Here is an 11,441-nt window from a genome sequence, read left to right on the forward strand (position 1 = left end):
TCGCAACGCTTGGCATTTTTGCTATGCGTTGCGTTTTGTGTTTAAGGTGGTATGCGGAGGCATCGGTATTGTGTTGCTCACACCTTAACAGGGCGTTAGTTGCCTTATCAATATTGCATGTTCAATTTACTGTACAAGTAGAGTAGAGAGGACTATACTTGTTCCATTAAATGTACATGTGGAGGTTCTATGAGAATCGTATCTTTTACTGAAGCTAGAAATGCTCTTAAAGCTGTTTTGGACGGTGTAGTTAATGACGCTGATACAACAGTTATTACACGTCGTGATTCTGAAGATGCTGTGGTTATGTCCTTAGATTACTACAATAGCCTTATGGAGACAGTGCACTTACTACGCTCTCCTCAAAACGCTGAACACTTAAACCGTTCTATAGCACAGTACCGTGCTGGTAAAACAACAGCACGAGAGTTAATTGATGAGTAGTAGTCAGCGTTTACTGTCGTGGACTGATGACGCTTGGGACGACTACCTGTATTGGCAAACTCAAGACAAAAAAACACTCAAGCGTATCAATAAACTTATCAATGATGTTAAACGTTCTCCATTTGAGGGTATCGGTAAACCTGAGCCATTGAAAGAGAACTTATCTGGTTTTTGGTCCCGTCGTGTTGATGATACTAATAGGCTTGTTTACGCAGTCGATGATCAGGTCATAACGATAATCTCGTGTCGTTACCACTACTAAATTAGGTTCAGCGATCTGGCATCTACAAACTGTTTAAGAGTGATTCCCAACGTGTGATGCTTTTCATTCCATCGTTGGGTTTTGTGTTTACGGTGGTTAGAGTAGGTTAGGTGATAGCGTTGCTCACACCTTAGAAGGGCGGTATACCTCAGTCAATCATCTAACCTTTTCATGGCTTTACGGTAAACATCGCTACGTTCGTGTTTTCCAACTGCTAAGATGGTTACAATGATGACGTCGTCTTCAACTTTGTAGACGAGACGGTAGCCCGATTGACGCAACTTAATTTTATACATGTTGTCAGTTCCAGAAAGTTTTGAAGCCGGAACATGTGGGTTATCTAAGCGGTCGATTAGCTTTTTCTTAAATTGTTGTTGTAGAGTAGAACCAAGCTTTTTCCACTCTTTGAGGGCGCTCTTTTTAAAGTCGAGTCTATAGGTCATCAATATTTACCGAAATGCTCTCTTCAGATTCACGCTCTTTGGCGATAGCTAGTAGTTCAAGATCTTCGAGTCTGTCCATCATCATTTCATACGTTTCGGCAGGTACACAATAAAATGCTGGTTCATTTCGGTTTAATACAGCAACAGGTTCGCCGTAAGCACTAGTTGCAACTTTCATAGGATTAGCTTTCAACTCAGTAATGCTTGCAGCAACATCGGCTAAAATTCTTGTGGTCATATAATCGGTCTCTTAAGTGGTCTTTATGTTGGTCATTTTAGCCTCAACCAAGCGGTATAACAAGTTGCTTAAGAGTGATTCGCAACGCGTGGCATTTTTACTATGCGTCGGTTTGTGTGTTTAAGGTATTATGCGGAGGCTAAGGTATTGCATTGCTCACACCTTAGCAAGGCGTTAGTGCTTATCTGTAGACGAGGAACGGATTTTGTTATGGCAAGACCGAAGACTAAGGAAGAGTTAATGCATCAAGCTGATGAGAGTTTTACAAAGCTGCTTCGGTATATCGATTCAATGCCTGAAAGTGTGTTAAGTACTGAGTTTGATTTTTCCAGTGACAAGGGTAAAAAGGAATTACATTGGGCTCGTGACCGAAACCTTCGAGATGTATTGATACATCTGTACGAATGGCATCAGTTGTTACTGAAATGGGTTAATTCAAACATGGTGGGACAGAAGGCCTGTTTTCTTCCTGAACCATACAATTGGAAAACATACGGTCAAATGAACATTGAGTTTTGGCAAAAGCACCAAGAAACAGAGTTGTCGTTAGCAAAGCAATTGGTACAGGAAAGTCATAAAGCGTCGCTCGAGTTAGCTAAAAGTTTTACTAATGAGGCACTTTTCACTAAACAGTATTTCAATTGGACCGGCACAACAACGCTAGGGAGTTACTGTGTATCTGCGATGCCAAGTCACTATGATTGGGCGTTAAAAAAGCTCCGGGCTCATGCAAAAATGCATTCGTAAAAAGTACGCACTAACATAATTCGCGACGCTTGGCGTTTTCACTTCGCTCAGGTATAGCCAAACGTCGCTCACACCTCAATACGACGTTAGCTATTTCTCGTATATAAAGGAGTTCCTGTGGTAAAAGTTCTCGTTAGTTCATGTTTGGTTGGAAACAACGTTAGATACAATGCGAGCTGTTTATCAATCCCAGAGCCTGAGTTACTCTGGTTAAAGTCATACACAGAACCAGTGATCTTTTGCCCCGAAGTATCAGCAGGTTTACCTATTCCTAGAGCACCTGCTGAAATTATTACTGGTAAAGGAGTTGATGTGCTGGATGGTTTGGCAAACGTTGTTGGAAATGATGGCATCGATGTTACTAAACAATTTGTAAGTGGGGCAGAGAAGGCTTTGGAACTTTGCAAAAACCAGCAAATAAAGTACGCGATTCTTGCAGAAGGCAGCCCTTCCTGTGGCAGTTCAAAAATTTATGATGGCACATTCAACGGGATTAAAATCGATGGCTCAGGGGTAGCTACTGCATTGCTAGAGCGCAATGGCATTAAAGTCTACAGTCAGCATACGATAGCTAAACTCCGAGGGGTATTGGAAAAACATAGCTAATAAGCGTTTAAGGTTTCAAGATACTTCTTCTAATCTATATCGAGCGCGTTAGACCTTAAAATCTAACGCGCTTCTGTTCAGAGTCGTTACCGGCGTTACTTTCAGATTTGGAAGCGATCCACTCTTTGTTATTGCTAATAGGTTTGGTTAAAGACCTATTTCTCTTTTGGATTAGATTACGTAATGTCAGAGGCTTAAAGGCTTTAACTATCTACTAATTGATTAGACAACCTTTTTACAACGGGGCTTGTTTTTTCGTTTTTCCAAACAAAGCAAAGCGGTAACTGCAGATCTAACTCACTTAAGGTGATGAACCTCACTAGAGGGGATGCTCGATTAATATGTTTGCTATTTACGATAGCGATGCCTTGCTCCGCGGCAACCAATGCAAGCATCGAACTTTCATGATGCGCCCAATGAAGTACATTTGGGCTTAGACCAAGAGTTCGGAATTGTTGCTCTTGCCACTCAAAAAATGCAGGGTAGGACTCTTGGGGGAAGCGGATGAAAGGCAGTGAGTTCAGTTTAGAAATAGAGACGTTGTCATGAAACTTCTTTTCCCAAGAAGCAGGGTACGCAAGCGCCATTGGATCACTTCGCAGCTGAATAACACCATATGAACTGTCGAGTTCCCTAAATAAGTACACAAATGCACAATCCAAACTGCCATGTTCCATCTGGTTTAAAAGTACAGTCGTGTTGTCTGTAATCATTTCAATCCTGACATCTGGGTTCTGAGTTCTGAACAGACTTAAATGATTAGGCACTAACCCTTCCCATAATACGGTTTCTACCGAACCCAATCTAAGATTTCCGATTGCCCCTGAAGCAACTTTTTTGACGGTTTGGGTCGCTTTTTCTATGTCTGAGGAGACTTTATCCATCTGCTCTCTAAAGTGTTCCCCCGCAACGGTAAGGATGAGCTTTCTTGATACACGTTCAAAAAGTTGCACCCCTAACTCCTCTTCTAATTCACGGATTTGGCGCGAAATAGCAGGTTGAGTGACATTGAGAATATCAGCGGCTTTTGTAACTCCACCAGAGTTAGCAACAGCAAGGAAATACTTAATTTGTCGAAGTTCCATACAACTCTTTGTTAACTATTAGGCATTAAATGATAAGAATATATCAATATTTGTTATCCATTATCTAGGTTACTCTTTCGAAAAACATAACTTAGAAGAATCCATGAAATCATTCGAAAAAAGAAAATTAATAAAAGGGTTTGGGTATGGCGCATTGACTGTTGGATGTTGGGGGATATTAAATGTCACAACGCATGAGGCTCTTAGTAGTGGCTTTTTACCCAATGATCTGACGATGCTTCGCTATTGTGTGGCAGGCATAATCTGTCTTCCTCTCATGCTGATAAATTTGCGCGGTGTAATGCAGATAACGAATTGGTTGAGGGCTACTGCGTTTTCGCTACTCGCAGGGCCAATGTATGGTTGGTTGGTCAACAAAGGGATGCAACTGACGCCTTTGTCTTATGCGAGTGTGATGGTTCCGACCTTTACGATGATCATCACTATGGCATTTTTGTCGGCACAGGGTGAAAAAATCAATAAAGCTCAGATTGGTGGCATCGGCGTGATTGTTTTCGGCCTGTATTTACTCATAAACCGACCTCTTGGCGCCGAACTGCAAAGTAGTATAGGCGCGACGTTGTTTTTACTGGCTGGATTAGCTTGGGCTTTATTTGCTCTGTTGCTGAAAAGGTGGCAGGTGAATCTTGTTTCAACGATTTTCATGATGAATGTTATCTCCGGTATTATCTACTTACCGGTATACCTACGCTCTGCACATTCTGATTTATCCGCTCTGCCTATTGAGCAATGGATAACACAAACTTTTGTTCAGAGCGTATTAGCATCAATTGTTGTTGTTTTTACCTTCGCACGTGCAGTCAACTATTTAGGGGCAACGGTTTCCTCTACGCTTCCAGCTCTTATTCCGTTAGTTTCAATATTCCTAGCAAGTTTCTGGTTTGGACACGTCATCACCGACAGTGAAAAGTTCGCCCTAGCGATGATTTCGTGTGGGTTTGTTGTATGTACCGTGAGCAAGCGCAACCGACAAAAAGTAAGCCGGGATAGTATTACTAGGGTTTGGCGCGGTAAAGCCTGAAGAGACAAGAAACAGGCCAGTCTTTGAAAGACTGGCCCACGTAGTCGAACTAAAAGAAAAGAACTGTTGCAATTGAGCCCAAAAGAAACCCTATGACAAACATTGGCAGTGACGCTGAGTGGTTAGAGGCCCTTGATTCAACAATAACAGTTTGCTCAGGGTTAATGAGATCAGCTCTTGCTTTATATCGATATAAAAAATGATCATGTGGAAACATCTATAATTCCTCTTTAGTCCCGAATAGCACCATTGTGCCGTGACCAAAGAGGAGTAATAACGATGAGTTAAGTGAGTAGAGTTCCACCTTTATCGTCGTTGGTACTTGTTTCTTGGACTTACTTGACTAGTCCTTAATCCAAAGCTTCTTAAAAGATATCAGCCCCATACTGTCGATATCCGCACCTTTGATTGTCTCTGAAACATGATAAGCGGTAGAAGTTCTCCACAGCGGAATCGATATGCCTTGCTGAACCATCCAGTCTTCACACCGGTGCAGCTCATCTATTAGATGATTAAGATCTGACGAGTTTTTAAGCACTCTGTCGACAAACGAGATTATTGTTTTTTGTTGCTCTGGTGACAAACAGTCATCGAAGGCATCGCTACAGAGAAACCACTTGTAATAGTTCAAGACGTAATCATCTTGAGCTGCGTAAATTCCCATCGCAATATCAGCATAATCACTGTCTTGATAGGGCAGAAGCGTCATATTTGCACCTTGTTGACGCCAACGCTCAATCAGTTCTAAGTAGTGAGCCCGGTTTAGATCCGCACATCATACTTTGATGTCACGCTCAGGCCGAGTCATTGTAGGGTGATATAAATGAACCATCCTCTCTTGATGTAGCCCTGAAACACAGTTAGCAACCGGCGCATGGTTGTTAGAAGAGTTATTACAGAACTCTCTTGCATGATGAATCAGCCAAGCTTTTTCATCCATGGACAACATGTCTTCTTTGTAGATGAACTCCATCACTTCACATCCCATCGACAGCGTTTTATTGACGGAAGCAGAAGGAATCGTGGTTGAATAGCCATGGTGAGTGATATGAGCGTGGATGTCCGTTGAAGTAGAGTCAATGGTCCAGCATTCAATCTTGTCTATCAGAGCATTAACGGCAAAGTAATGAGGGTTCTTGATCAAACTCCAATGAGTATGCGAGGTGTTAGCCTCAGAGCCAGAAATTGAGGGATCGACTTCGAGTTGAAAAACTCCTGTTCCAATAGGAATTTGGCTGTCGCGACTCTCTAAGTAGATCGCAGCATGGGTATCGGCTAACACCCTCAAAATCATAGGGTCAGCAAATTCCATGTGTAGAACAATCCAGCGGCCATCAGCATAAACGGACCGTATATGACGATACAAAAGTTGCTTTGAGTGAGGGTAAGAGACTAATGCTTCTAAGCATTGAACAACATGGTTAGGTGACAAGTGTTCCCCGTTATGAAAATAGACATCATCACGTAATCTTAACCACAACTCGGCGCCTCGAAATTCAAAGTAATGGGCTAAATTGGGTTTCACCGAATCAGACGCTTTGTCATAACTCAGCAAAGTGTCGAATATCCCATCAATATACGGCCGTGAAATTGGACGGATAGCTTTTAAAGGGTGCAGCTCTGGTAAGCAATAAGGTGCCAGCATTGCAAGATGATTCTGAACCTTGAGCGCTTCCTGAGCTCTATGTAACCACTTTGGAAGGTTGTTGCGAAAAACATCGTAATAACCAAACTGCTCGGCATACCGAGCAGCCTCACTTAATTGGCCTTTGAAGCAATAGTTTTCTAGCTCCCGAGTCAATGCCGTTTCGAAACTTACGTTAATAGTGAGTTTTGATTTATGTCCTCGACCGAGACCTGGCTCCCAGGATAACCAACCCAATGAAGTGAGTGTCTTGATTAACTTTGTCACGTTGCGGTCGGAACAGGATAGTTGTTCAGCTAGAGTCTGTATGTCCGTCGCGCACTGCTCACTCACAGGGTATCGCATACACAGTTGCTTAAGGCGTTGTAGGTGGATCTGATTGATAAAAGGTGAACTCGATTTCTCTAACATGTCATGGTTACTTCTTGTTAGTTGAATGATAGTGGTGTCCGCGTCACCTGACTCAATCGCGTTTTTTGTACTGGATGTTGATACTTTTAGTGAAGCGTGTGTTTGGTGTGAATGTCAATAAAAATAGAACATTTGAATTTAGAGTGGTTATACAAGTTAAGATGATATAGCAAATAGGTTGTTTGACTTAGTACAGTAGAAAGAGCGCTGAATATGGTTTATCTAATGATCATTTGTAGGTAATGAGAGCAAAGTTGTAATGCCTCTTTTTAAGAGCCGTACATGTTTAATTATATTTCAATATTCACGTGTAGAATGATGGCTATAGCGTCAGTTTGAAAAGTAACATCACTACCAACTTGCTAAGATAGCAAACTTAGAGTTAGTGATTTGCTAAAGCGGCATGTATTTAATGTTTCTTACCAAGGTGTAATTCATAAGACAATGCAGCGTCGTATAAATCAAGTGTTGTCTGGAAACGTGCGTCATAGGAACCCTAAGAAATGCAGAATTCGTCAGGCAATAGAAGCATTTGAGGGATAAATGCTGTTCGAACATGGTGGTTGCACGTTCTGGCTGCTTATTATCATGAAAGTTGATTCGGGAAAGTTTGAAATGATCCTCGACTCGTGATTAGGGGGCTGTAGCCTTAACATTGTTATCTACTGTAAGGGTGGCCGTCAGAGCCGCCTTTTTTATCCTTGCGTTCTTCGTATCTTCCTTTGAACCGTCTACTAACAGAACCTTGTTAGCAAGGGTATATAAACGCGTCGCGCCCTTGCTAACCAGAACCGTGTCAGTAGGCCGGACAGTCAGACGAAAACGACATAGACAAAAAAGGACATCGTTATGACTGCATCAAATCTTACTTATCTAAATAACGCGCTTTTCTCTGCAGAAGAGAAACAGACACTTGGCCATGCAGCTCAAATCCTCAAATCTAAACTTTTCATCAACGAATTACCTGCTCTGACATCACCTGACCTCGTCAAGGCATATTGCCAAACTTCCCTAGCAGCAAAAGAGCATGAAGTCTTCGGTGTTCTTTTCTTAGATAATCAACATCGAGTTCGGGCTACAGACGAAATGTTCAACGGCACTATCGATTCCGCGAGTGTATACCCGCGAGAAGTCGTGAAAGAAGCTCTAATGCACAATGCAGCTGCGGTTATCTTTTACCATAATCATCCCTCTGGTGTCGCCGAACCTAGCCAAAATGACCGTCGAATTACTCGCCGCCTTGCCGATGCGTTAGCGTTGGTTGATGTTCGAGTCCTAGACCACTTTGTCATCTCTCACGAAGAGGTAGTCTCTTTCGCTGAACGAGGATGGATTTAAACGGCTTCGGCCGTTTAAATGCCTGAACTTGATGTTCAGGCTAAATTTGTTTTCACGCCGATAGGATGAAGAAGCAAGTGAACATGGTTGGTGTTCTTATCCCATTGTTTCATTTCGCACGTTAGTTTGTTGAATTCATTAATTGTTTGAATCAATTCGCTAGGGGTTGGGTTTTGGATGAACATTGACACCGGCGCTACCTGCATTTCGTTGTCATCAAAGCAGTGATCAATGTGTGATTCCAGCATGTAGAGAACATTGGGTAATGTTTCTTGGCCTTCTTCGTAAACTTTAGAGTCGATATTCACTTCGTCATTTAAGTAAACAAGTAACTCCATGAGTTTGCTGAGATCCGTTGGTTTGCATTCATCGGCCAGAGCATGGAGTTCATACAACCTTTTTTCCAAATTACCTTGCTTCGACTTAGCAATATTGAGCATTAAGCGAATGTCTTTCTTAAGGTGTGAGAAGGCTTTGTCTTTCAGCTTTGGCTTCAAATATTTGATGAGTATGTCGTTACGTTTGGATGCGGGGACATATCGATTACTCATCGATACGGTGGAAAGAAGGTGGAGTAGGGCATGTAAAACCAGTGTATGAAAGGTTCGGTAGTAGTGTAAGTCTTTTAAATCTGACATTCGGCCTCAGAAAAATGTGTATTCCCAGAGTCTATATAAGGTCATTTGCTTGATTTTCAATCGTTCACGTAATGGTTTGGAATCAAAGTAGCCATTTGAAAGAAAGAATTTTGCATGCAAAATTTTGGTTCTGTTTTGGGTGTATCGAGTATCCGTGACTCGAAAATACTTACTATTTCTAGCGGTACTTTTGAAATAAGACAGTCTTTGTTGCTTAATTCGGTGAGAAGACATGGTAGTCCCATGTTGAACGCTTCTTAAACAACACTCTGAGTTTTAGGTATACCAAGCCCTTTGATGAGTTAGTTGCGGACCTCAAACTAGGGTAACGGAAACGTCGGCGGTTCCTGCGGAGAACCCCAGATCAATCACTTCCAAAAATTAGGAGTTACCTAATAGCGCGTAAAGCCTCGCCCGATCTGAGGGCGGGGAGAAGTCAGTTCTTATTTCATTCAATGTATTAATTTAGGTGCGATAAAAATCACCTTTTAACTCTAGGTTGTTTGTTAGCTTACAGAATGTCTGATCAAAAAAGGAGACAAACCTTTAGCTATCGTGACAGATCTTGATGATACTCTGGTACTCCCTCTTGAATATTGGGGATACTTAATAAAAAACAACAAGGATTTCTTCGAAGATCCAATTTGGGATGAATGGAAGAAGATAAAGAGCTATACGGTCGCAAGTACGTTCTTTTTCCTAATCCTACTGATGGTCATTGGATCGCAGCTATTTTTGGTGATTCAGAGCCACCTCAGAGTAAAGAAAACTCAAAGTTTCCTTACCTTGAACGGGCAATCGTTATGGCTTAAATCAAGCTCTGAGTAATGCGCCCTTAAGAGCTGCGTGAGCGCAGCTCGCCAACATGCTTCTGTCACTTTGGCTTTGAAATTGGCTTCCATGGTGAGCTGGAATACATGTACTTCCACTCAAAGCTAGTGACGGTGGCCGCTAATCCCACTCCTTATCAACCTGATGCGCTTGGCCAAGTTGTTTCCCTTGTGCTTTCGCTACTTCCTGTTAACCATCCTCAATCAGAACCTTATCTGCAAGGGTTAAATGAACGCTGAGAGAAGAACCATGTTTGAGGAATGGACAGTCAGACGATGGCCAAGAGAAACCGACAAAGCGAAACGGTACCAGTAGTATATAGATTATTAAGCTGGATGAATATACAGTGTGGTGGTAAGGTGTTGATTGAGAGAATTATTCAGAAGGTAATCTAATATGAAAAAACAATTCGTGGCAGTGACCTTGCTTTCTATCTTGGGAAGCCCAACCACATCAGCCGACACATTGCCGGAACAATATGCGTACCAAGTGGCACTATTTAATGGCGATGATCTTTTGTATAAACACTCAAGTTTCACGGTAGACGGTAACCGATTTTCCAACGGAACGCATATACCATACTTTATCAAAACGTGTGAAAAAAAAGGGACAAAAACCATCAATAAATCGGCCGGTAAGCAATTCTATCAAGGAGTAGGCTACCAGATTGACGTGCATGCCGCTACAGTGACGTTTGTCGAGACGGTTATCGATGAATCTACGTACATTGAGCCACAAAAAGACGAATTCAACTTGTGTATGAATACAGGCGAGCCCCAAGAGAAAGAATACAAGTACAACGCGATCTTTGATCTGAAAGTGCAGGGAGTTCAACAATTCACCTTTGATAATAACCGCCGCGTCGAGATCATTGTGCAAAAAGAAGGGTGAATGACATAAGCGGTCCGCTGCTGTCAGAACAATAAAGGTTGCTCTCTTTTGCGTGTTTGAATGCTAATTTTTGGGCAACCTATATGTGATCGCTTTTGAGTCGGTTTATTCTATATTGAGTCGGGGTGGGGGCCAACATTCCAAAACTCGGGCGTTACCCTTCGGGCAAGGCTTTTCGGCTGACGCCTCGTGTCGATAACTTGAACCACGGTATCGAGCGAGCTCGATGTGGCTCTAAGTTCCTGCCACACAATCCTGAACGCAAGCGAGCTTTCACCTCCAGAGGAGCGCTGGAATGTATGCACTTCAACTCTATGTCAGTGACGGTGGTCGCTGATCCCACTCCTTATCAACCTGATGCGCCTGGCCAAGTTGTTTCCCTTGTCTGATTCCTTTGTGCCTTCGCTACTTCCTGTTAACCATCCTCAATCAGAACCTTATCTGCAAGGGTTAAATGAACGCTGCGCGCCCCTGCAGAGAAGAACCATGTTTGAGGAATGGACAGTCAGGCGATGGCCCAGAGAAAACCGACTGACAGGAGAAACGACATGGCTAAACACAATGCAGCATCACAATACTTTCACGTCGCAATAGGCAGCTCAATCTCACCTCGCGAGCTCCATGACGCAGGCTTCGAAATGCAAGACTTCAAATTCCTTCACACCAACTTCGAAGATGTGAAAGCTCGCTTGCGAGACTTCTTCGTTGTGGATGAATCGAACCACTTCCAAATCATCTATCGCTTCGAACGTTTGCCGTTTTAGAGGCTTTGTTGCGTAATTCAGACGAGAAACCAAACCTCCTAAAGTTGAGCGACTGT

15 protein-coding genes are annotated in these 11,441 nt (G+C 42.6%); 9 read left to right on the forward strand and 6 right to left on the reverse strand.

Annotation, left to right across the window (positions count from 1 at the left end):
* The first annotated feature begins 189 nt into the window (after positions 1 to 189).
* Together OU793_RS22690 and OU793_RS22695 are read left to right on the forward strand one after the other, a co-directional pair.
* On the forward strand, positions 190 to 444 hold the full coding sequence (locus tag OU793_RS22690; RefSeq protein WP_029865959.1) for a type II toxin-antitoxin system Phd/YefM family antitoxin: 255 nt from the start codon (positions 190 to 192) through the stop codon (positions 442 to 444).
* Entirely contained in the window at positions 437 to 706 is a 270-nt protein-coding gene (locus OU793_RS22695; RefSeq protein WP_029865924.1) for a Txe/YoeB family addiction module toxin, read from the forward strand. The genes OU793_RS22690 and OU793_RS22695 overlap by 8 nt, the downstream gene beginning before the upstream one ends.
* A 152-nt stretch (positions 707 to 858) precedes the next feature.
* Here the strand turns inward: OU793_RS22695 and OU793_RS22700 are convergent, their stop codons facing one another.
* Positions 859 to 1,149 carry a type II toxin-antitoxin system RelE/ParE family toxin gene (locus OU793_RS22700; protein ID WP_108653690.1) on the reverse strand — a complete coding sequence of 97 codons (291 nt, stop codon included), beginning with the start codon at positions 1,147 to 1,149 and terminating at the stop codon, positions 859 to 861.
* Positions 1,139 to 1,387 (reverse strand): type II toxin-antitoxin system Phd/YefM family antitoxin, encoded by a 249-nt coding sequence (locus OU793_RS22705; protein ID WP_025611568.1) that lies wholly within the window; start codon positions 1,385 to 1,387, stop codon positions 1,139 to 1,141. The genes OU793_RS22700 and OU793_RS22705 overlap by 11 nt, the downstream gene beginning before the upstream one ends.
* A gap of 210 nt (positions 1,388 to 1,597) precedes the next feature.
* On the opposite strand from OU793_RS22705, the gene OU793_RS22715 reads away from it, so the two are divergent.
* Both OU793_RS22715 and OU793_RS22720 read left to right on the forward strand, forming a co-directional pair.
* A complete protein-coding gene (locus OU793_RS22715; RefSeq protein ID WP_108653691.1) occupies positions 1,598 to 2,134 on the forward strand; it encodes a ClbS/DfsB family four-helix bundle protein in 537 nt (178 codons plus the stop codon).
* A 117-nt stretch (positions 2,135 to 2,251) separates the two neighbouring features.
* The gene (locus OU793_RS22720) at positions 2,252 to 2,740 is read left to right on the forward strand and encodes a DUF523 domain-containing protein (RefSeq protein WP_108653692.1); all 489 of its coding nucleotides are present in this window, start codon (positions 2,252 to 2,254) and stop codon (positions 2,738 to 2,740) included.
* A 203-nt stretch (positions 2,741 to 2,943) separates the two neighbouring features.
* On the opposite strand, the gene OU793_RS22725 is transcribed toward OU793_RS22720, so the two are convergent.
* The gene (locus OU793_RS22725; protein WP_108653693.1) at positions 2,944 to 3,825 is read right to left on the reverse strand and encodes a LysR family transcriptional regulator; all 882 of its coding nucleotides are present in this window, start codon (positions 3,823 to 3,825) and stop codon (positions 2,944 to 2,946) included.
* 103 nt (positions 3,826 to 3,928) lie between these two features.
* On the opposite strand from OU793_RS22725, the gene OU793_RS22730 reads away from it, so the two are divergent.
* Entirely contained in the window at positions 3,929 to 4,867 is a 939-nt protein-coding gene (locus OU793_RS22730) for a DMT family transporter (protein WP_031428077.1), read from the forward strand.
* 343 nt (positions 4,868 to 5,210) lie between these two features.
* On the opposite strand, the gene OU793_RS22735 is transcribed toward OU793_RS22730, so the two are convergent.
* Together OU793_RS22735 and OU793_RS22740 are read right to left on the reverse strand one after the other, a co-directional pair.
* Positions 5,211 to 5,576: a hypothetical protein gene (locus tag OU793_RS22735; RefSeq protein ID WP_031428075.1), complete on the reverse strand. Its 366-nt coding sequence runs from the start codon at positions 5,574 to 5,576 to the stop codon at positions 5,211 to 5,213.
* A 66-nt stretch (positions 5,577 to 5,642) separates the two neighbouring features.
* A complete protein-coding gene (locus OU793_RS22740; protein WP_108653694.1) occupies positions 5,643 to 6,923 on the reverse strand; it encodes an SgrR family transcriptional regulator in 1,281 nt (426 codons plus the stop codon).
* 849 nt (positions 6,924 to 7,772) lie between these two features.
* Here OU793_RS22740 and radC point away from each other — a divergent pair.
* Complete coding sequence (radC, locus tag OU793_RS22745; protein ID WP_031428070.1) at positions 7,773 to 8,261, forward strand: DNA repair protein RadC; 489 nt, start codon at positions 7,773 to 7,775, stop codon at positions 8,259 to 8,261.
* 35 nt (positions 8,262 to 8,296) lie between these two features.
* Here radC and OU793_RS22750 read toward each other — a convergent pair whose 3' ends face one another.
* Positions 8,297 to 8,899, reverse strand: coding sequence for a DUF2913 family protein (locus OU793_RS22750; protein ID WP_031428068.1), 603 nt, complete (start codon positions 8,897 to 8,899; stop codon positions 8,297 to 8,299).
* A gap of 653 nt (positions 8,900 to 9,552) precedes the next feature.
* Between OU793_RS22750 and OU793_RS22755 the strand changes: the two genes are divergently transcribed.
* From OU793_RS22755 to OU793_RS22765, 3 genes are all read left to right on the forward strand, one after another.
* Positions 9,553 to 9,711, forward strand: a complete 159-nt coding sequence (locus OU793_RS22755) for a hypothetical protein (RefSeq protein WP_235191550.1) — start codon at positions 9,553 to 9,555, stop codon at positions 9,709 to 9,711.
* A gap of 415 nt (positions 9,712 to 10,126) precedes the next feature.
* The gene (locus OU793_RS22760; protein WP_031428066.1) at positions 10,127 to 10,621 is read left to right on the forward strand and encodes a hypothetical protein; all 495 of its coding nucleotides are present in this window, start codon (positions 10,127 to 10,129) and stop codon (positions 10,619 to 10,621) included.
* Between the two features lie 548 nt (positions 10,622 to 11,169).
* Positions 11,170 to 11,385, forward strand: a complete 216-nt coding sequence (locus OU793_RS22765) for a hypothetical protein (protein ID WP_031428064.1) — start codon at positions 11,170 to 11,172, stop codon at positions 11,383 to 11,385.
* The last annotated feature ends 56 nt before the right edge of the window (positions 11,386 to 11,441 follow it).

This window comes from Vibrio sp. VP6 (genome assembly GCF_028823755.1).
Taxonomy (GTDB): domain Bacteria; phylum Pseudomonadota; class Gammaproteobacteria; order Enterobacterales; family Vibrionaceae; genus Vibrio; species Vibrio parahaemolyticus.